This window comes from Marseilla massiliensis, assembly GCF_016899855.1.
Classification (GTDB): domain Bacteria; phylum Bacteroidota; class Bacteroidia; order Bacteroidales; family Bacteroidaceae; genus Prevotella.
The window spans coordinates 25414-47622 of sequence record NZ_JACJJG010000012.1 but is presented as its reverse complement, the minus strand read 5'-3'; the positions used below and the strand labels follow the sequence as shown (position 1 = coordinate 47622).

Below are 22209 nucleotides of genomic sequence, written 5' to 3'. Positions count from 1 at the left end.
ATATGATGGACTCTCAAGAAATGACTCTCGGTCAAGAGCGTACAGAAGAACAGCTGAACGTCACGCCAGGTGACAACGGCACCGTGGAAAACATCAACACAACCCCGACGGACATGGCAGAAGACATCGCTACGGCCGCAGAGGCAACAACGGAAGACCAACCTGCCGGAACTGACGCCCCGGAACAAAAGAAAGTGTATAAAAACAAGAAAGAAGTAATAGCAAGGCTTAAGGAAATAGCCCACGAAGACGACAATCCGAAGAAAGACGAAGTGGACTACCTCAAGACCATCTTCTACAAACTACACTTCGCCGAGCGTGAAGCAGACATGAAAGCCTATATTGACGGCGGAGGAGACCCCGCTGAATACAAGGTCGTACCCGATGAAGACGAAGAGGAATTCAAGGCAGAGATGAGCGTCATCAAGGAAAAACGCGCAAAGATATTCCTTGAACAGGAGAAGGAGAAACAAGAGAACCTGACAAGAAAGCTCGACATCATCGAGAAAATAAAAGCCATGCTCACGTCGCCTGACGAGGCGAACAAATCATATCAGGACTTCAAGAAACTGCAGCAGGAATGGAAAGAAATAAAACTCGTTCCGGCAGAAAAGGCCAACGAGCTGTGGCGTAACTACCAACTTTACGTAGAACAGTATTACGACCTGTTGAAACTAAACAACGAAGCCCGCGAATACGACTTCAAGAAAAACCTTGAAATAAAGACACGCCTATGCGAAGCGGCCGAGAAGCTGGCTGACGAAAGCGACGTTATAAGCGCTTTCCACCAACTGCAGAAACTGCATCAGGAATACCGTGAGACAGGACCTGTTGCCAAAGAGTTGCGCGAGGATATGTGGGCACGCTTCAAGGCAGCCTCTACCGTAATAAACAAGCGCCACCAGCAACACTTCGAGGAGCTGCGTGCCAAGGAGGAAGACAACCTCACAAAGAAAACCGAACTCTGCGAGAAAGTAGAAAACATAGCTAAGGATGAAATAAAGAACGCCGGCGACTGGGACAAGAAGACAAAGGAAATAATCGCCATACAGGCAGAATGGAAAACGATAGGCTTTGCCCCCCAGAAGATGAACGTCAAGATATTCGAGCGCTTCCGCGCCGCATGCGACGACTTCTTCGGCAAGAAGGCCGAGTTCTTCAAGAACATGAAGCAACAGTTCTCGGAGAATATAGAAAAGAAGAAAGCCCTCGTTGAACAGGCGCAGGCACTGCAAGACAGCACCGACTGGAAATCAACAAGCGATAAGCTTATAGCCCTGCAGAAAGAATGGAAAACCATAGGAATGGTACCAAAGAAGCAAGGCGACAAGTTATGGAACGATTTTCTTACAGCATGCAACCACTTCTTCGATGCACGCAACAACGCAAACGCAGGCACACGTAACGAAGAACGCGCCAACCTTGAAAAGAAACGTGACATCATCAAACAGCTCGAGACCTTGGCCGACAACCCTGAAGGCAACGTACAAGAGCAGGCACGTGAGCTTATCGACCAATATAACGCCGTAGGCCACGTACCGTTCAAGGAGAAGGACAACGTCTACAAAGAGTATCACGACATTCTTGACAGACTATATAAGGAGCTAAATGTTACCACGGCACGCCGTCGTCTGGACAAGTTCAGGAATAATCTGAAGAACGTGGCAGAGAAAGGTTCAGATGCACTTGACAACGAACGGGCACGCCTGATGCGCCGATATGAATCACTGAAGCAGGAAATCCAGACCTACGAAAACAACATCGGCTTCCTCAGCGCGTCAAGCAAGAAGGGCAACAGCCTTATCGACGAGATGAACCGCAAGGTACAAAAGCTAAAAGACGACATGAACCTTGTACGAGAAAAAATAAAGGCAATAGACGCCGAAAACAACGAGTAACGATACACTAATACATTAAGGGTTAAGACAACATGGACAAAAACGCCGTAAGGCGCATGTTTCTTAACTCTTAATTTTTATAAATACAATAATCATTTTACGACTTGAAACAGGTTATTTTACTGGCATTCGCCATATTGAGCGGCACCATCTGCACATATTCGCAGACCATGAAAGAGTGGCGCGACTCGCTTGATGTAATAAACAAGCAGCTTGCCAACAACCCAAGTTCAACTGACCTGCTGCTCTGCAAGGCAGCAGTAAACCTGCAACTGCTCAACTGGGACGACGCAATAGACGCATGCAGGAAAGTGCTTGACAATGACAACAGCAACCTGTCAGCATTATTCTACCGTGCATACGCCAATAACAGCCTGCGCCGTTACGACCTTGCTAAAAACGATTACGAACGGCTTGTAAGCATGGCTCCCGACAATCTTGAAGCCAGATTAGGCCTGGCCTATACTTATGTCAAGCTGGAACGCCAAAGAGATGCTCTCGACCAGCTAAACAACTTGGTTGAAATGCATCCGGACAGCAGCATTGTCTACGCGGCAAGAGCAGAACTCGAAAAGGACATGGAACAATATGACATCGCACTTTTCGACTTTGACGAGGCACTGAAACGTGACCCCGCAAACCGCGAATGCACCATATCGAAAGTGGAAATACTGCTGATGCGCAACCGCAGGCGTGAGGCAAAAGAGGCCTTGGATAAAGCAGTGAGCAGCGGAGTGCCGCGCGGCCTGCTCCTTGAATGGTACGACAAATGCAAGGAATGACGGCGTTTATCCTGACCACATAAACACCGATACGCAACATCCTGCGCCGAACCGTGTTCAATAAAGCAATGAAATAACACATACCAATATCTTTACCTAACAACAAAAAACACATAACCTTATGAAGTCTTTGTTTATTTTAGCCGCCTGCATTGTAACCACATGCCTTGGAGTGACGGCAAGAGACGTGAACAACATCAAGCCACGGATAATCGTCAGCACTGACATAGGCGGCACGGACCCCGACGACAATCAGTCGATGACACATTTCCTGATGTACAACAGTCAGTTTGACATCGAGGGAATAATATCCTCCGCGTCATACGGACCCGGCTCGAAGGAAGAAATCCTACGCATGATCGACATATACGAAGCCGACTACGAGAAGCTGAAAAAGCACGACAAAGACCTGCTGACACCACAAGAATTACGCAAGCTGTGCAAACAAGGCCGGCACGGACTTGCCTCTTACAAAGGGTACGATGACAAGACGGAAGGCTCGGAATGCATTGTAGAATGCGCACGCCGCAGTAGCGACAGGCCGTTATGGATACTGGTATGGGGCACATTGGAAGATGTGGCCCAGGCACTGCACGACGCTCCCGACATCAAGGACAATATACGCGTGTACTGGATAGGCGGCCCGAACAAGAAATGGGGAGTAAACAGCTATGCATATATCGCCGAGAACTTTCCCGACCTTTGGTTTATAGAGAACAACGCGGCATACAGAGGATTCATTAGCGACAACAATGTCCACGACAAATACAACACCGGCTATTACGACGCGGCAATAAAGGGAGCGGGACAACTTGGCAAGGACTTCAAGAATTATTACAAAGGAATAGTAAAGATGGGCGACACTCCGTCGCTGCTTTACATGATGGACGGCGACCCGAACAATCCTTTCAAGGAATGCTGGGGCGGAAGTTTCGAGAACATATACGAAAGCCCGCGAACCGTCTTCAACCATATCCCCACCGTAAAGGATACCGTTGCCGTATATTCCGTTATGGAACTGATGTTCAAGGGACCGGTGCTTGACGCTTCGGAAAAGGGCAAAAAGTACTTCACCATGCGTGTTGACAAGCAAGACTGGGACGGAGTGTACCTCGGCGACGGCACATATGCCGTAAGATATTCGCCCAAAGCACCCGCCGTATTGACATTCACAACACAGTCGAACATCAAGGAACTAAACGGCCTTAGCGGCACTTTCGTAGTAAGCGGAGCATGGCCGGGCAAGCCGACGAAGCTCGGTTACAAACTCGGAGACCACTGGTATTCAGACAAACAGGCCCCAGAGCTCTTCGACGGGCCGTGGCAAGGCGTCAAGACTGTATCTAAATGGAGAAACGAAGTACTTGACGACTGGGCCGAAAGATGGGAATGGCTCAGTGAGTGAAAAATAAGAATTAACAATGAAAAATTAAAAGTGAAAAATCCAACGGCATTATTGTTTATGTAAGCCGCTGGATTTTTCACTTTTAATTTTTCATTGTTCACTCAACAAAGCAATTGTATTTTTTTACTTTTATCTTTTCACTTTTATTTTATTCCGCTTTCGTTATCCTGAGCAAGAGATACGGCAGACAGGGCAGACGCACCTTGCCGTGGTGCTTGTCGTACACTCTGTCGCCCACGGGAGCGGTCGTCTCGAACGTGTCGGGATATTGCGTTACGGTCATGTTCCACGTATCCAGTATCTCGACCTTAAACTTCTGTCCTTCCTTCAGGCGGGGATACGGGCCGTTCTTCACGGGCAGGTCGAACGTCCATTCATGCGAGATTCGCTTTCCGAGATACACGATGTAATAATTCTCCCCTGCCGACGACGTGTACGGGTCCCAACTGCTGTCGCTGAGCTGCATTGGGCCGGGCATGGCGTCGAGCACGGAGCGCATGAACTTTATGCGCTTCCAAGCCTCGCCCTGGAACTCTCCGCCCACGGCCAGAAAGTCACGTACGTAGTCGGTCGGGCTGTCCTGGTAACACTCTCCGTGCGTTACGTACGTGCCGGCAACGAGTCCCTGCCACATGCGATGCAGCATTTCCTCTCCGCTCAGACTGCCCCAGCGGTTGCGCATGTTGCCCTCATAGAGCACTTCATCGAATATCACAGGTTTCTTATAGATGTTCCTTACGATTGCGGCACGGCCAAAATCCTCGACGGGGGCCTGGTCCTGCACGCTGGCATGCGTGTAAACGGGCTCCCAGTACTTGTAATACTTGGCCGTGTGGCTGTGTATCGAGAGCAGATGGCCGTACGGGTCGCCCTCGTCTACGGTGCGTGTAATGCTGTCCCAGTCGGCAATGGTGAGGTGGCGCATGAAATCATACTCATTGGCCAACGACCACCACACGTTGCGGAAGGCTCCAAGGCGTGCCGTAACGTAAGCGGCGTAACGCAGGTTGACGTCCATAGGCATCTTGTCGAAGTCCCAACGCCCGTCGTCATAAGGGTGGAACAGCACGAGGTCTGCCTCCACGCCGATGGCCGCAAGGCTGTCTATGCAACGCTCAACATGGTCGAAGTATTCGGGATTAAAGCGCGTGTAGTCCCACTCGAAATGCGTCTTGCCGTCCTCGCCGCGGCTTTTCTTTTTCAATTCAAAGGGATACAACGCAGGCTCGGGGTACCCGAAGTCGAAGTTCTGCACAACGAGCAACATTCTTACCTTGTTGAATCCCGCCTTGTCGAGCGACCTTATCGTGCGAGCGGGATAGTCGCCGCCGGCGTGCATCCAGTCGTACGACGTTGTGCCAACGGGGTAATAGCGCTTGCCGTCGGCATACTTGAAGTCGTAAGTTCCGTCCGTTGTCACGGGGCCGTGGTTGTCCTTGCCAGGCGCCACGCATGTAAACGAGCCTTCACGCCCGTCGAGCGCGGCCACCGCAGAACTTGTTTTGTAAGTCCACCGTCCTTGTTTTACAGGCATGAAGCGCACCTTGTAAATACCGTCACCGTCGTAAAAGCCTCGCACGGTGAACGTAGTGTCGGGCCCCGAGAATGTCGCCGTAAGGGCAACGTCAAACGGATTTCCCTTTACATCGGCTTTAAACGAGGCCTCAAAGCGCCCCCAACGCTCGACCTCAGCCTGTGCGCCGGCCGTCAGCCAGCATGCCGCAAGCAGTAATATAACGAAAAGTTTTCTCATGTCTTGATATTGATTTTAGATTTGTTGCTGTATTAATACAAGCCGTCAGGACGTATTCTGCAAGGCGGGAATCGACCGCCACCGAGGCATTTCACCGTCCCTTCGTAAATCATTGATAATCAACGGGGTTGCAAAAGGCCATCTTTTGGCTTCTAAAAGACCTTCTTTTATCTTGCAAAAGACGGCCTTTTGCAATGCGTTTTGCCGTCAATCGAATGTCACAAGTCAAGGTTGGTCAACTTGAAGTCCGTCACCTCCACCTCGCCTTCACCTCCGGCGTATATTCCTGGGCGCAGGAAAAGGAATCCGTACACCGTATTATGGTGTACTCCGGATACGTCGAAACCCCATGGGAACTTATGCCATGTCCTGCCGTCGGCGCTGTACCATGCCGTCAGCACGTTGGCGTCGTTACGCATGCGCAGCCACGTACAGCCCTCACGGTTAGCCTCCGGACATTTAGACGCAGCCCGGCTGACCTGTCCACGGCGGTATCGGAGAAGGCCGTCACGGTCGAAACCGAACCCGAAATGATAACGCTCGTCGTAATAGTCAACAAATCCGGCCGACGACTTGCCGCCTTTCAGCCTGAGGCATGCCTCAACCTCATACCTGTGAGCGCTCGTTCGGGCGAGCAGCGGAGAGCCTTCGGCGGGCGAAACGCCCTTAGGCACGAGCCTCAACGTATCCTGCCCGATGTAGAAACGCTCGCTTATATTATGCTCACGGCACGTCTGCCATACGAAATCCGACGCCGTGGCAACCTTCTGTCTTGCAGGCGCGGGCAACGATATGGCGCCCTCTTTCAGCCGCAACCATCCGTCTTTCAGTTCCAATTCACGCAGAAGCGTCTGTCGGCCCAACGTCTGGTAACCGTTCTCGTATGCGTGGAAAATCATGAACAGGCGGCCGTCCTCGGTGTCAACCACCGAGCCGTGTCCCTTGCTCCACCATGTTTCGTCACGCGACTGCGTGCGCAGCAGCGGGTTGAACGGCGCGTTCTCCCACGGCCCAAGCACGCTCTTGCTACGCGCCTCAACCACCATGTGGCTTGTAGGAGGGCCTGCCGTACCGCCCTCGGCGGCAAACAGGTAGTAATACTCCCCTACTTTCTTGATGTTAAGGCCTTCCATGGATATGCTCTCGATGTCGTATTCATCAGGTATCTCCCATCCACGGTACACGTTCACGGGCTCGCCAACGATAGAACAGCCGTCGGCCGACAACGGATACATGTCGCCAGAGCTCATCAACAGATATCGGCGCCCGTCCGCGTCAACCACATGCTCAGGGTCGATACCTCCTACATGCAGGTCAACGGGTTTGCTCCACGGCCCCGAAGGGTCGTCGGCCCAGGTTACCATACTGGTCTTGCCGTGGTCGCCGAGAGTCGGAAAATAAATGTAGAAACGGCCGTCAACGACGGTGATGTCTGGTGCCCACACGTCTCCCGTAAACTCATTGAGCGCAACAGAGCACGGGGTCCAGTCAACAAGGTTGGCCGACTTGTAGACAACAAGCCCCGGAGTGTAGACAAACGAGGAATGAACAAGGTAATATTCCGAACCATGACGCACAATGGAGGGGTCGGAATTGTCGCCTTCGAGAATGCGCACCGTGGTCAAGCTCTCGTCTATCGGTTCTCCGGCCGAAGCCTTCCACAGAGGACATGACGCTATAATGGCCGACGATATAAATAATGCAAGAATATTTTTCATGACGTTAAGCAAATTGATAAAAATAAAACGGAAAAGGCTGCGCAGGCACACTGCCCCGCATACAGCCTTTTCCGCATTAAAGTTTAACCCATATTCAAACAATTACTCCTGTGCCAGTCCGTAGCCGTTGGTCACCTTTCCGTTAGAATGGCTCAACACCTCGAACGGTATCGGGAAGTAATATCTCGGAGGAACGTTGCCTGCCTTCACACCCGGCAGCAAGTTACTGTTGCAGTAATGGTCAGCGTTGTCAACAATGCCCTTACCCCAATCCGTCTTGACATAGCCGTCAGCCTCGAGCTGCTTAGCCCTTTCGCTCTCGGGGTCGATGTACTCGAAGAGTCCCTCTATCGCCAGGTTATGGTCAGTACCCTTAACCGCGCTGGCTGCGTCGGTGGTAGAATAGTCGTACTGTCCGCGCCATCCGGGATACAAAGCCGGGTCTGTCGGGTCCGCATCATATGTCAGCGGATTGTCGCGGTGTACGCTCTTCACCCATATGTACATCGGAATCTGGTTGCCGTTGGCAAACTCATGATAGCCCTTTGACTGCAGGTCAGCCACCATCTGCGACATCTCTGCGCGTACCTCGACTGCCTTTTCAACAAACAGGCCGTTGCGTATCAGGTCCCAGCGGCGCTGGCCTTCACCGGCAAACTCCAGCTTGCGCTCCTGCAGAATGTCGGCAAGGAGCTGGTCGCCGGACGATTGTATGTCATGGTTAGTGTCTCCGAAGGCACGGCGGCGAACGTCGTTAAGGTCGCTACGGGCAGCCACGTCATTACCGAGCACGGCCTTAACCTCTGCACGCATGAGCATAAGGTCGGCCAGTCTCATGATAGGCCAGTTCATGCCTGACTGTCGTTGGTCTGCGACATACGGCGGATTCATGCGGTTGGGGTCCCACTTATTCGTGGTCATACCGCCATCCAGCTTGTTACCTGGAGCGAATCGAAGTATGGCCTCGTTACCGTCGCCGTTACTACCCGTAACGGCTGCTGTTATGTCACGGCGCATGTCACCGTCTTCAAACTCTCCATAATAGAATGTCGGCATTATACGCACGGCACCGAACACCTTACACGGCGCTCCCATCTGTGAGGCTCCGTTTGACGCACGGCCAAAAGCGTACGGATACTCGCTCGACGTTGTCTGGCCGCTCTGGCCTCCCTGCATGTTGCCGATCTCGAAGATTGACTCGGGACTAAGCTGCAAGTCGTGCTGGTACTGGAAGTGGCGCTGGAAGGGGTTGTTGGCATATCCACGCTCGTCTGTCGTGACGAGGGTAGCCGTTCCCTTGTCAGCCATTGCCTGGTCGAAGTATGTTTCGGCAGTCCTGTAATAGTCGAGATAATCCGTGCGGCGTGCGTAAATACTGCTGTACTCGTCAACACCCTTGGTCTCCAACTGCACGTCGCCGTACAATCCCTGCACATCAGTACGCACGGTCTGCCATCCTCCTGAATAAAGGGCTGCCATTCCGGCCATAGCCTCGGCAAATCCGCGAGACATGCGCTCGGCAGTAATGCCTCCCTCTCCAAGCCTGTACATCAATGGAGCGGCCTCACCGAACATTTCGATGACCTTGTCCAATATGTCGAAACGCGAGTTAAGGCTATACTCCGAAGCGGTTGTATTCTCGTAACCATAAGGCACGTCGCCGTAATGTTTTACAAGTTCAAAGTAGCAAAAAGCCTTCATCGAAAGGGCCTCGCCGTACAACTGTGTCCACTCGTTTACCTCGCCAGCCTCCTTGGCCTGTATGTATTCCTCCTTCGTTCCAATGATCTCAAGCAGTTTATTTAAACGTGCCACAATCGTATAATAGCCATTGAACGCGCTGTTTGCCGTACCGATACTCAGCAACTCTGGCTGAAGGCGGGCGTTTGCGTTGTTCAGCGAAGCAACTTCAGGGTAATACTCGGCGTCTGAGCCGATAGGGTCATTCCAGCGATATACGCCCATCACACAGTTCTGGCGATAGTTAGCGTAACACCAAGACAATATTTTGAAAGTCTCGGACGCGGTCGAAGTAACGAAGCCGTCATCCGCATTCTCGGGTGTTGACGTATCGAGGTAATCCCCACAGGCTACAATCGGGCAGCACAACGTCAACAAAGTAAAGAATTTTACTATCTTATTCATAATGTGATTCTTTTATTTTGTAGGTTTAGAAAGTAAGGTTAAGTCCGACAACGAACGAGCGCGCACGCGGATATGTACCCCAGTCGAGGCCCACGGTAGGATATGTTGCGTTATTGTTCGATGTATTTGCGCTGACTTCCGGGTCAAGACCTGAGTAACCGGTGATGGTGAACACGTTGTATACCGTACCATAAATGCGCAGCTTGGAAATGCCGACCTTGCGCAGGAGATTCTGCGGAAGCGAGTAGCCGAGCGTCAGAGTGTTGAGTCGCAGGTAAGATCCGTCCTCTATCGCGAGGGTAGAAGTCACACCGTTCTCACTGTAAGGCAACGGATACTTGGCATTAACATTGGCGGCATTGAGCTGCTCCGGAGTGGTAAGGTGTACCAACTGGCCGTCCACTATATCATAAATCTTGTATGCATCTTTCATGAAAGCAAGCTTGTTCTCGTATGCACCGCTTTCCTTTGCGCAGTACATTGAAGCAATCTTGTTTACGTTATAAACGTCGTTGCCATAGCTCCAGTTGAAGTAAAGGCCGAGGTCAAAGTTCTTCCACGTAGCGTTAATGTTGAAACCTCCGGTGTGTACAGGGTTCATATCGCCAATTTCGCATACGTCAAGTTCGTCTATCACCTTGTCGTCATTCATGTCCCTGTATTTTGGAAGACCGGGATATGCGTTCTGTCCCTCGGGACGATCTACGCCATGAACAGGATTGATGAACGAGCCGAGGTCGGCAACACCCTCCTTGAGGATGTACTGCCCGTTAACGTAATTGAAGTCGTCGGTAGTATAGAAACCGTCATATATGTATCCCCTTACGATACCCACGGGGCTGCCTTCCTTGAGAATGTAGTCGTTTCCGGGGAAACTGCTGCTGCCGCACCATGACGAAGAGTAGAGACCGGTTACGTTGTCGGCCAGTTCATCAACGTTACCCTTATTGAAGTTGATGTTCATTCCCGCCGTTATGTTCCAGTCCTTGTCCTTATAGATTTCACCGGAAAGCGAGATTTCAATACCCTTGTTGCTGGTCTGTCCGATGTTGTCATACGTAGCGGTGAAGCCCGTGATACCCGGTATAGACGTAAGCATGAGCAAGTCTTTGGTGGTATTCCAGTACAAATCAACAGAACCCCACAGACGGCTGTTGAAGAAACTGAAGTCAACACCTATATTACGTGTGATTGTAGTCTCCCACTTCAGGTCGCGGTTGGCCATTTCCGTTGCAGAATAATCATAAGATGAAGAATACTGGTTGTTCAGTGCATACTGCCATCTCATGTCCGTTTCGGATGTCCACATCTGCGACCAGAGGTTTGCGTCGATACCGTCATTACCTACGCTACCGTAAGAGAAGCGCAGCTTAAGGTTGTCGAGCCAGTCACGTGTGCTCTCCATGAAGGGTTCCTCGGATATGCGCCATCCGATTGCCGCTGCCGGGAAGTATCCCCAACGGTGCTCGGGCGAGAACTTTGAAGAACCGTCGGCACGGAACGTAAAGGTGAACAGATAGCGGTCGAGCAGCGTATAGTTAACACGGCCGAAGAAAGAGAGAATGCGCTCGGGCATGTCCACTCCTGAGAAGAAGTTGCTTGTGCCGGCCGTCTTGTCGTACTGGTTGATCATGGCGAAGGCGTTGTCCTTCGTAAAGTTGGCCGGGAAGTGGTTGGCATCAATCTCGATTTCGTCGCCGCCAGAGTCCGTAACCTCATGACCGAGAAGTAAGTTGAGACGGTGTTCTTCGGGCAGGAAGTTGAAATCATAGCTCATCGTGTTGGTCCAACGCAGGCCCCAACTGCCGCGCTTTGCCCATTCTACGCTACCTGCATAGAGTTTTTCACCGGTCGCGTCGTTCATATAGTTGTTGTATATGGCTCCGCCCCAGATTTTATCCTCTTCCCAAGTCCTGTTGTAAGACAGGTCTGTGTGATACGTAAGACCGTCGATGATGCGCCAATTGAGCGACGCCGTACCGCGCAGTCTCTGCTTGATGTACAGAGGTTCATAGTCGCCGATACGTGCGGCAGGACTGTATCTGTCCCACGTTGACTGGCGTCCGTACATCTCCATGTTACCTTCACGCATTGCGTCGAGGTCGCCAAGAATATCACTGGTCGCTATCGGGCGGAAGCGGTATGACGATGACAGGATAGAACCGGAACCGTTCGTGGTCTTCTCGTCACCCATAGTGCGCCTGTCTGAGTAGCGTGCGTCGAAGCTTACGTCAAGATTCTTGGTGATTTTCTGGTTTATCTTGAAGTTGAAACTTGCACGGCGTGCATACGAGTTGATTTTCATACCCTCCTCGTCCATATAGTTAGCCGAGAACAGCATGCGTGTCTTGTCGTTGCCGCCGGTGATGGTAAGGTCATGGTTGTGCGACACCGAGCTATTGTAAACATCCTTCTGGATGTCCTGGTTGGACACATTGCGGTAACTCTCTATGCCGCCAGTATTGCTGCCGGCATTATCTCCGAGGCCGTACAGCTTCTCAAACGAAACCCTGTACGCATCACCCAAGGCGGCAGCGTTGCCCCACACGAACGACAGATAGTCGTAAGGATCGAGCGTGTCAAGGTATTTCGTAGGCGTGTTAAACTTCACGTAACCATTATAAGAGACAGACACCTTGCCCTCCTTGGCACCCTTCGTGGTGACGAGGATAACGCCGTTAGCTCCGCGCGCACCGTAGATGGCTGTAGACGAGGCGTCTTTCAATACGTCTATGCTCTCGACCTGATCTGAAGGTATGTCGTCAAGCGACTTCACCGTGATACCGTCTACGAGGATGAGCGGGTCGTTACTCTGCGATATTGAACCTCCACCGCGCACACGGATTGACACCGTTGCGTCGGGACGTCCGTCCTGCGTAGTGACATTGACGCCGGGAAGCTTACCCTGCAAAGCCTGGGCTACGTTGGCAACAGGCATTGTGGCAACGTCCTCACCCCTGACAGAAGCCACAGAACCGGTAAGGTCCTTACGCTTGATAGTCTGGTAACCGATGACCACAACCTCGTCAAGAGCGGCGTTCTCGCTCTCCATATTAATGATATAATTATTCTGGTTGCCCACGGTCAGCGTGTACTCCTGGTAACCGATGTAAGAAAACACGAGAACCGAGTTTTGCGGAACCTCGATTGAAAACTTACCGTCGAGGTCGGTCGTGGCGCCAGCCTTGCCGTCGCGCAGACGTACAGTGACACCAATCATTGGCTGTCCCTGCTCGTCAAGAACGGTACCCGTAACTTTCTTGGCAGCCTGGGCTACCGACATTGACTTTCCAGGAAGCTCAGCCCTTGCGGAGGGAGGCATTATACCGGCAAGCATTAATGCCGACAAGCCCGAGACAAACAGCACGCGCACGCTTTTACCTGCGTACAGCTTGTGCATGACTGTGCTACATTGAATCGTTCTTTTCATATTCTATTAAAGGTTAATTTAAATTAGATTAATAAAGTTTATATTCTCAAATAGGTAAAGACTCGTGGCAAAAGTAGCAAAAATTTACCCCCCCCGACTATATTTTTGGCTAAATTAACTGTGTTTTTTGATACATAACATTAAAATGGCAGTTTTCCCGTTAATTTTTGCTTATTTTCAATTTTGCCGCATTGTATAAAAAAAGTAAAAAACGGGCATGTTCCAAAAGGCCGTCAATTACATTGCGAAAGGTCACGTTTTGCATAACGAAAGGCCGCGTTTTACAACGCGAAAGATGACCTTTCGCATAACACACTTCCGACAGAATAAAAACAGGAAACGAACGACGGACAGACAACACATGGCCGCACGCCATCAAAACAGTCGCAAAGCACCATGCGAACAACGCAGAAACAAACCTCAGGAAACGAAAAAAGACATCCTGAAAAGGATGTCTTAATGTTGTTGGGATACCCGGATTCGAACCAGGAATGACAGGACCAGAATCTGTAGTGTTACCATTACACCATATCCCAAAGTATCTTTTGCAAAGGCATTAGTGCCGAATTGCGTTTGCAAAGGTACGCATTTTTTTTTAACTGGCAACATTTTGCCCGTTTTTTTTCTAAAAAAACTCAAAATAATCGCCCTTTATCATTGTTTTACGATAAATCGGTGTACCTTTGCAAGGGAAATGTCGCGGCAGGAAAGAATAAAGGCAAGCCTTTGGAAGAGCCTGACCGCCAAACCGTTTTTTGCATTAACAACACTTCAAATTCTTAATGGAACAAGTAAAAAAATTAGTAGAGAACATCACGAAAGGCATTCAAGAGAAAAAAGGAACAAACATCACCATCGCCGACTTGAGCGGCATTGAAGGTTCGATTTGCCACTACTTCATAATCTGCCAAGGCAACTCTCCATCGCAAGTTGAAGCAATCACCGACTCGGTAGAGGAGACAGCAAGAGTCGGAGCGGGCGAAAAGCCGGTACACGTAGTGGGACTCACCAACGCGCAATGGGTGGCAATGGACTATACGGACGTAATGGTACACATCTTCCTGCCTGAAACAAGAGACTATTACAAACTGGAAAACCTTTGGGAAGACGCCAAACTGACAAGGATTCCGGATATAGACTGACCCACAGGATGCGTACAACACGCATGAAGGGTACACCTATTATATATATAAAAGAACTGAAATGGAAAAAGATAAGAACAACAAGATGCCAAAATTCAGCATGAACTGGATTTACATGCTTGTGCTTTTCGGACTCATCGGAATGTATCTTCTCGGTGGCGACACCGTAGGCGGAAGCACAAGCAGGAAGGTATCTTACGACGAGTTCAAGGCTTACGTCCGGAAAGGCTACGCCTCAAAGATTGTAATCAACAAGGACGAAAGCACTCTAAAGATGTACGTCAACCCGAAGAACATACGCGACGTGTTCAACCAAGGCTCTGACCGCACGGGCAAAAAGCCTTACGTCACCACCGAATTCGGCAGCGTAGACAAGGTGGAAACGTTTGTCGAAACCGAAAAACAGGCCGGAAAGTTCAAGGGAGAGCTCAATTACGAGAACAAGAGGGGCAACGACCTGTTCAACATACTGCTCAGTTTCGGCCCGATACTGCTGTTCATCTTCCTATGGCTATACCTGATGCGGCGCATGGGAGGAGGCGGAAGCGGCTCGAGCGGAGTGTTCAACGTGGGCAAGAGTAAGGCCAAGATGTACGAAAAGGGAGCTGACGTGAACGTCACTTTCAAGGACGTAGCAGGCCAGGCCGGCGCAAAACAGGAAGTGCAGGAGATAGTAGACTTTCTCAAGAATCCGAAGAAATACACCGATTTAGGAGGCAAGATACCCAAGGGAGCGCTGCTCGTAGGCCCCCCGGGAACAGGTAAAACGCTGTTGGCAAAAGCCGTGGCAGGCGAAGCGGGAGTGCCGTTCTTCTCGATGAGCGGCTCCGATTTCGTCGAAATGTTCGTCGGCGTGGGCGCAAGCCGTGTGCGTGACCTGTTCCGACAGGCAAAGGAGAAAGCTCCGTGTATCATCTTCATCGACGAGATTGACGCCGTGGGCCGCGCCCGCAGCAAGAATCCCGCGATGGGCGGAAACGACGAACGCGAGAACACCCTTAACGCCCTGCTTACCGAAATGGACGGTTTCGGAACGAACAGCGGCGTCATCATTCTGGCGGCAACCAACCGCGTCGACATGCTCGACTCGGCCCTCTTGCGCGCCGGACGCTTCGACAGGCAGATAAACGTTGACCTGCCTGACCTTAACGAGCGCAAGGAGATATTCAAGGTACACCTCAAGCCGGTGAAGATTGACGAGTCGGTAGACATTGACATGCTGGCACGCCAGACACCGGGATTCTCCGGAGCTGACATTGCTAACGTATGCAACGAGGCGGCGCTGATAGCCGCACGCCACAACAAGACGCACGTAGGCAAGCAGGATTTCCTCGACGCAGTTGACCGAATCATAGGCGGACTGGAGAAGAAGACCAAGGTTATGACCGAGGGAGAACGCCGCACGATAGCCCTGCACGAGGCCGGTCATGCCACAATATCATGGTTCCTCGAGCACGCCAACCCGCTGGTGAAGGTGTCAATCGTTCCCCGCGGACGGGCGCTGGGCGCCGCGTGGTACATGCCGGAGGAGCGCCAGATCACCACGAAGGAGGAGATGCTCGACGAAATGTGCGCAACACTCGGCGGAAGGGCTGCCGAAGAGCTGTTCACGGGACACATTTCCACAGGCGCGATGAACGACCTTGAACGCGTGACAAAGAGCGCCTACGGCATGATAGCGTATGCAGGCATGAGCGAAAAACTGCCCAACATCTGCTACTACAACAACAACGAGTACAACTTCCAGAAGCCCTACTCCGAGACAACGGCCAAGATAATGGACGACGAAGTGCTCTCGATGATCAACGAACAGTACGACCGCGCCAAGGCGCTGCTGCTTGAACACAAGGAAGGGCACAACCGCCTGGCCGAGCTCCTGCTCGAGCGCGAGGTAATCTTCGCCGAAGACGTGGAGACTATCTTCGGCAAGCGCCCGTGGGTAAGCCGTTCTGAGGAAATAATGGAAGAGGAGAACAAGGGCGCGCACGACGGCAGCGACGACAACGCTGAGCCTGCCGACAATGGCGCAGAACCTACACCAAGCACCGTGGCAGACGGCCTGACAGGCACAAAGACGGGCGAGGAAGACATCCAGAAAGCATGAACACAAGATATCTGAAGACGTTATAGAAGTTAAGGAAGTTATGGCCGCACGCACTGACGGACAATCCTAAGGGATAACGGCCATGGCTTCCTTAACTTCTGTTTCATATCCCGAAGCGTGGCGGCAACAGCTTCTTTAATATCCGAAAACCTAACTAACAAAAGTATGAAAAACCTTATAGTAAGAACAATCACCGGCATTTTCTTCGTCGTAGCGGTAGTTGTATGCTTCCTGCGGCCCGTAGCGATGGAATTTCTCTTCGCCCTCGTCACCGGATTGAGCCTGTGGGAATACTGCGGACTGGTTAACACCGTCAAGGGCGTCAGCGTCAACCGCTTCATCAGCACCATAGCCGGCGTATATTTCTTCCTTGCCGTAGGCGGATTCTGCAGCGGCGTAGTGCCCACTGGGGCCGTGTTCATCCCCTATCTGCTCACCATCGTTTATCTTTTCATAAGCGAACTTTATACAAAGGCCGACAATGCCATCAACAACTGGGCGCACACCATGCTCGGCCAGATGTACATCGCCCTGCCCTTCTCTACGATAAACGTGCTGGCGTTCAACGCCACACCCGACGGCGGCATAGTCTACAACTACATCGTGCCCCTGTGCGTGTTCATCTTCCTTTGGGCCAACGACACGGGCGCCTATTGCTCAGGTTCGCTCTTCGGCCGCCACAAGCTGTTCCCGAGGATATCACCGGGCAAGAGCTGGGAAGGCTCCATAGGCGGCGCCATCATCGTGCTTGCCGTAGCTTATCTGGTCGGCTGGTACGACAATAGCCACACCCCCGAAGCCACCCTCACCACCCTGCAATGGATGGGACTCGGCCTCGTAGTCGTGGTGTTCGGCACGTGGGGCGACCTTGTTGAGTCGCTCTTCAAGCGCACTCTCGGAATCAAGGACAGCGGCAATATACTGCCTGGCCACGGCGGAATGCTCGACCGCTTCGACTCGTCACTCATGGCAATGCCTGCCGCAGTAATCTACCTCTTCTCGCTGACGCTGTTCTGATTATCACCGGACATAACTTCCAGACATAAACTGCAATGAAAATAAAGCACTGCATTACAGCTTTTGCCATCGCTTTCAGCCTCACCTCATGCGAGAAACACGAGGGAGAACTATACCTGAAGTCTAAATGCACGGCCGAGCTTAACGGCAAAACGTATATCGACCAGACGCGAATAGAACAGACGTTCAACCCCTTCGCTCCCACAGCTACGCCATACATTGAATACAACCCGGAAACGACCGGTGGCTGGTTCGAGACAGATCTCGGGCCAGACAGGGATGCTCCGGCAGAGTATTTCATTAAAATATTCATACCCAAAGACTTACTTAAAGGCGAGCATCTAACCTCTACGGCCGGGCGAAGCATGTTTGAATCAGATTTAGACTACAAGGTATATTGCCAGGACAACGGAATAGCTTACGCCACAATAGGAGGAGAATTAGTAGACAACGGCACATTTGAGATAACGTCATACGACTTGGACAACGGTTGGGCATACGGCAGATTCTCCCTGCCGTTCAGTGAAGGCACAATCACAGGCCAGTTCTATTGCGGAATTTAACCCAAATCGGTCATTAGAGCATTGCCAGGCTATTAGCCATAACTTATTTAGCCTCCATATAAAACTTATAAATTCAAGATTGATGTGAACTTTAGCCTGATTCACTCTTTATTCTTAATATAACGTGAGTTCGGTATAAGAATAATACTTCTTTTGAACAAAGAACTTACAGTGTTTTATAGTTCAAGCTGTCGAAGCGCGGAATGACAGATACCCATCGACCGCTTGAAGTAGGATTATTGTCACATCATCATTATACTGAACTCACGTTAATATAAAAACAGAAATAAATTCAGTAAACCACTGTCAGCCGTCAGCCATACGCATATCTTATTGACAATAAGCGGTTTTACGGGCTGACATAGATATACGTCAAGCGTCAGCCGTACGTCGTCTTGCACGACACATGTGACACTTTGATGGCACCTAACGAAATCCCCTGTCAGTTCGTAAACCATTGAAAATCAACCATTAGCATGCGAAGCATGACGGATGACACTGAATTTTGAAAAATTTATTATATTTCATGGCGCCATCCCATCATGCGACAACTTTACGTAACAACGTCAAAACATCGTCAACCGCCATGCGAAAGACGGCAAAACGCACGCTAAAATGTGGCATCTTGCAATATAAAAAGCCGTATTTCACAAAACGAGACACGGCTATTTCATGAGGCGTTCCACTATTTTGCGGCAGGCATGGCAGTCACCGCCGGTTAATGAAGGTCTGCTTTTAGTGCCGCCTTTCTCAACCGTAGCGACAATCTTAAATCCGCTCCACTTAAATATCTCACGCAGGGCTTTCACCGCCCCACGGCTCTGACGGAACAGAATGTTAAACGGCCAAGGCGTTGAACATGTGGCAATAAAAGCTGCCCGCTTGCCTTTGTGCAATGGCAAAGGCATTCCACGACGGCTCTCTCCCATCATGCCGTAAACAATCCTGTCGAAAAGGACTTTCAGACTGCCAGGAATATTACCCCAATAACACGGCGTCCCTACTATCACAGCGTCAGCCTCGTTTATCATGGCGAGCACTTTCCGGGCGTCGTCATATGGCAAAACGCACTCCTGGCGGCTCCGGCACTGCATGCAACCGATACATGACCTCACCTGCAAATCGGCCACACGCACAACTGTGACCTCGGCGCCACGGGCCTCACCCTCTTTCCTTACAAGGCCGAGCATTTGCGACACGCAACCGTCACGCCTCGGACTGGCGTTGATTATGAGTATATTCATAGACTTTCCTGATGATTGCCACATTCACTCCGGAGCAGCCTCAACATCGCCTCTGCCGCATTGTCAGGCGCCCCTTTCCTGCCTATAAGCCTCTTTACCTCGGCATAGCCGTCAAGCATACGGGCGCGCGCCACCCCGTCGGGCAACAGACGGCCAAGCTCATTGACTATGTTGTCGACTGTAAACGTATCGGCAACCAACTCAGGTACGACTTCACGACCAGCTATGAGGTTGACAAGCGAAATGAAACGAACCTTTATGAGATGTCTGCGCAGAAAGGCTATGACCTTAGGAATCGGCGTCTCGTAACACACAATCTGCGGCACGCCGAACAGCGCTGTCTCCAAAGTTGCCGTGCCGCTGGTAACAAGTGCCGCTCGTGAATGGGCAAGCAAGGGGTAAGTCTGGTCGTAAACCACACTAACTTCATACCCCTCGGTGAACTTGTCGTAATAGTCATGCGGAATTGAGGGCGCGCCTGCCACAACCAGCTGGTACTTATCAGCATAACGCGAGGCAGCCTCGAGCATGGCGGGCAGGTTGTCCTTTATTTCCTGGCGGCGGCTGCCGGCCAGCAGCGCTATCACGGGACGGTCGGCAGGAAGCGAGTTTGCCTTGCAGAAACCGTCAAAAGTATCAGAATAGCCAGCAAGAAAATCGGCCACTTCATCAGCCGTGGGATTGCCAACATAATGTATAGGATAATTATGTTTTCCCTCATAAAAAGAAATCTCGAACGGCAGGATGGAGAACATCTCGTCAACATCACGCTTGATATTCTTTATCCTGTATTCCTTCCAGGCCCATATCTTGGGCGAAATATAATAATAGACGGGAATGTCCGTATGCGCTCTCACGTACTTGGCAATGCCGAGATTGAAACCGGGATAGTCTACGAGAATGACAACGTCAGGCCGCCAGGCCACAATGTCACGCTTACAGAACGCCATGTTACTGAATATTGTCCGAAGATGCAGTAGCACAGGCACGAATCCCATATACGCCAGTTCACGGTAATGCTTGACACGCGTGCCGCCAACGGCTAACATCAAGTCGCCGCCGAAAAAGCGGAAATCAGCCTCAGCGTCAACACTCTTAAGCGAGCGCATTAGCCTTGACGCATGCAAATCGCCGCTGGCCTCGCCCACGATAATATAATATTTCATCTTGATAAATCCTGCTCCATAAATTCATAAACGCATAATCCACAATGGACTACATCCTAAAAAAGCGCTATCGCTTGCCCCTGTACGGCCATGCTGCCGATATCATGACTTACGCAATATGCCCTTAATCTTGTCTATCATTTCATAGTCGGTGACATCTATGGTAGTAGGCGTTATGGCCACATAACCGTGTGTCAACGCCCAGTTGTCGGTATCTTCAGCCTCGGGCTCATCATTAGTGTACTTTCCTACAAGCCAGAAATAATCATATCCCCGGGGATGTCTTGCACGAACAACCTCGCTACCCCACGTTCCGTGAGCCATTCGACACGCTTTTATACCTTTAAATTCACTCGCCAGCGGGAAGTTTACATTAAGACATACACCCTTTGGAAGTCCGTCACGCAAAACACCTGAAAGAATGGTTCTTACATACTTTCGCAATGGTTCGAAATCAGCCTCATCCCTATGGTCGCACAAAGAGAATGCCACAGACGGAATATATTTCATACACCCTTCGCGCACGACACCCATAGTGCCTGAATAATGCGAGTTGACTGAAGCGTTGTCACCATGGTTGATACCCCCTATCACGATGTCGGGGCGGCGTGGACACAGCTCGCTAAGGGCCAGTTTGACACAGTCTACGGGCGTGCCGTTGCACGACCACATGTTCATGCCCTCACGCTTACGGCGCAGCTTCAGCCGTAATGGAGTTGTTGCCGAAAAAGCAGTGGAGAACCCTGACCGTGCCGACTCGGGTGCGCAAACAAGAATTTCACCGAAATCTGACACCATGTCAATTAACGAATTAATGCCTTTAGCATGATAGCCGTCGTCATTGGAAATAAGTATTAACGGTTTCATCTTTTCATTAAAAATAATTTTCTTTCGCTTACAAAAGTACGAAAAAAGGTTTAAATCAACTATTTCTCGCATAAAATATGTATTTTTGCAAAATAATTTTAGCGACACGAAATTGTCAATCAAAATAAAATGGGAAAAATTATCGCATTAGCAAACCAAAAGGGAGGCGTCGGCAAGACCACAACGACAATAAATCTGGCGGCGTCACTCGCAACACTTGAAAAGAAGGTTCTGGTAATCGATGCCGACCCGCAGGCAAACGCATCGAGCGGTCTCGGAGTCAACACGAAAGACATAGACTGTACTCTCTACGAATGTATAATCGACGGGGCAGATGTGCACGACGCCGTATATACAACAGATATTGACGGACTTGACATAATACCCAGCCATATCGACCTGGTTGGAGCAGAAATAGAAATGCTTAACCTCGAGCACCGCGAACAGGTAATAAAAAATCTGCTCGCGCCAATCAAGAATGATTATGACTATATCCTTATCGACTGCTCGCCGTCACTCGGCCTAATAACGGTCAACGCGCTCACGGCGGCCAACTCGGTAATCATTCCCGTGCAATGTGAATATTTCGCCCTCGAAGGTATAAGCAAACTACTCAACACCATCAAGATTATAAAAAGCAAGCTCAACCCGAAACTTGAGATTGAGGGATTTCTCCTTACGATGTACGACAGCCGCCTGAAACTGGCAAACCAGATATACGACGAGGTAAAACGCCACTTCCAGGAACTTGTGTTCAAGACGGTAATACAACGTAACGTAAAACTAAGCGAATCACCCAGCCATGGTCTGCCTGTGATATTGTATGATGCCGACTCGACAGGAAGCAAGAACCATTTGGCGCTGGCTAAGGAAATAATAAACAAGAACAACTAAAATTATAGCCATACGGATATTTGGTTACAAGGCTTTCACGTCATATGAAGCTATAACTGCAATTTAGTGCGACAAAGGCAT

At 50.6% G+C, this 22209-nt stretch carries 15 protein-coding genes and 1 tRNA gene; 8 read left to right on the top strand and 8 right to left on the bottom strand.

Going from position 1 to position 22209, the window contains the following annotated elements:
- The first annotated feature begins 5 nt into the window (after window positions 1-5).
- The 3 genes from H6A34_RS04290 to H6A34_RS04280 all read left to right on the top strand — a co-directional run bounded on the left by H6A34_RS04290 (window position 6) and on the right by H6A34_RS04280 (window position 4085).
- On the top strand, window positions 6-1898 hold the full coding sequence (locus H6A34_RS04290) for a DUF349 domain-containing protein (RefSeq protein ID WP_205103692.1): 1893 nt from the start codon (window positions 6-8) through the stop codon (window positions 1896-1898).
- A 104-nt stretch (window positions 1899-2002) separates the two neighbouring features.
- The gene (locus H6A34_RS04285; protein ID WP_205103672.1) at window positions 2003-2680 is read left to right on the top strand and encodes a tetratricopeptide repeat protein; all 678 of its coding nucleotides are present in this window, start codon (window positions 2003-2005) and stop codon (window positions 2678-2680) included.
- A gap of 121 nt (window positions 2681-2801) precedes the next feature.
- Window positions 2802-4085: a nucleoside hydrolase-like domain-containing protein gene (locus tag H6A34_RS04280; protein WP_205103669.1), complete on the top strand. Its 1284-nt coding sequence runs from the start codon at window positions 2802-2804 to the stop codon at window positions 4083-4085.
- Window positions 4086-4233: 148 nt separating this feature from the next.
- Here H6A34_RS04280 and H6A34_RS04275 read toward each other — a convergent pair whose 3' ends face one another.
- The 5 genes from H6A34_RS04275 to H6A34_RS04255 form a co-directional block, all read right to left on the bottom strand.
- Window positions 4234-5838: a DUF5060 domain-containing protein gene (locus tag H6A34_RS04275; protein ID WP_205103667.1), complete on the bottom strand. Its 1605-nt coding sequence runs from the start codon at window positions 5836-5838 to the stop codon at window positions 4234-4236.
- Between the two features lie 218 nt (window positions 5839-6056).
- Window positions 6057-7556, bottom strand: coding sequence for a family 43 glycosylhydrolase (locus H6A34_RS04270; RefSeq protein WP_205103666.1), 1500 nt, complete (start codon window positions 7554-7556; stop codon window positions 6057-6059).
- 102 nt (window positions 7557-7658) lie between these two features.
- The gene (locus tag H6A34_RS04265) at window positions 7659-9701 is read right to left on the bottom strand and encodes a RagB/SusD family nutrient uptake outer membrane protein (protein WP_205103664.1); all 2043 of its coding nucleotides are present in this window, start codon (window positions 9699-9701) and stop codon (window positions 7659-7661) included.
- Between the two features lie 25 nt (window positions 9702-9726).
- Window positions 9727-12984, bottom strand: a complete 3258-nt coding sequence (locus H6A34_RS04260) for a SusC/RagA family TonB-linked outer membrane protein (RefSeq protein ID WP_420870807.1) — start codon at window positions 12982-12984, stop codon at window positions 9727-9729.
- Between the two features lie 612 nt (window positions 12985-13596).
- Window positions 13597-13667, bottom strand: a tRNA-Gln gene (locus H6A34_RS04255).
- 246 nt (window positions 13668-13913) lie between these two features.
- Here H6A34_RS04255 and rsfS point away from each other — a divergent pair.
- The 4 genes from rsfS (at window position 13914) to H6A34_RS04235 (ending at window position 17957) form a co-directional block, all read left to right on the top strand.
- Entirely contained in the window at window positions 13914-14273 is a 360-nt protein-coding gene (rsfS, locus tag H6A34_RS04250) for a ribosome silencing factor (RefSeq protein WP_021947486.1), read from the top strand.
- A 61-nt stretch (window positions 14274-14334) separates the two neighbouring features.
- Entirely contained in the window at window positions 14335-16377 is a 2043-nt protein-coding gene (gene ftsH / locus H6A34_RS04245; RefSeq protein WP_239480753.1) for an ATP-dependent zinc metalloprotease FtsH, read from the top strand.
- 165 nt (window positions 16378-16542) lie between these two features.
- A complete protein-coding gene (locus H6A34_RS04240; protein ID WP_021947488.1) occupies window positions 16543-17394 on the top strand; it encodes a phosphatidate cytidylyltransferase in 852 nt (283 codons plus the stop codon).
- A 35-nt stretch (window positions 17395-17429) separates the two neighbouring features.
- A complete protein-coding gene (locus H6A34_RS04235) occupies window positions 17430-17957 on the top strand; it encodes a hypothetical protein (protein WP_205103661.1) in 528 nt (175 codons plus the stop codon).
- A 665-nt stretch (window positions 17958-18622) separates the two neighbouring features.
- On the opposite strand, the gene H6A34_RS04230 is transcribed toward H6A34_RS04235, so the two are convergent.
- The 3 genes from H6A34_RS04230 to surE form a co-directional block, all read right to left on the bottom strand.
- Window positions 18623-19201 carry a flavodoxin family protein gene (locus H6A34_RS04230; RefSeq protein WP_021947490.1) on the bottom strand — a complete coding sequence of 193 codons (579 nt, stop codon included), beginning with the start codon at window positions 19199-19201 and terminating at the stop codon, window positions 18623-18625.
- Window positions 19198-20367: a lipid-A-disaccharide synthase gene (gene lpxB / locus H6A34_RS04225; protein ID WP_205103659.1), complete on the bottom strand. Its 1170-nt coding sequence runs from the start codon at window positions 20365-20367 to the stop codon at window positions 19198-19200. Before lpxB ends, H6A34_RS04230 begins: the two co-directional genes overlap by 4 nt.
- A 102-nt stretch (window positions 20368-20469) precedes the next feature.
- A complete protein-coding gene (gene surE / locus H6A34_RS04220) occupies window positions 20470-21234 on the bottom strand; it encodes a 5'/3'-nucleotidase SurE (RefSeq protein ID WP_205103657.1) in 765 nt (254 codons plus the stop codon).
- A 129-nt stretch (window positions 21235-21363) separates the two neighbouring features.
- Here surE and H6A34_RS04215 point away from each other — a divergent pair, with 129 nt between their 5' ends.
- Window positions 21364-22128, top strand: a complete 765-nt coding sequence (locus tag H6A34_RS04215) for a ParA family protein (protein WP_021947493.1) — start codon at window positions 21364-21366, stop codon at window positions 22126-22128.
- Window positions 22129-22209 lie beyond the last annotated feature (81 nt).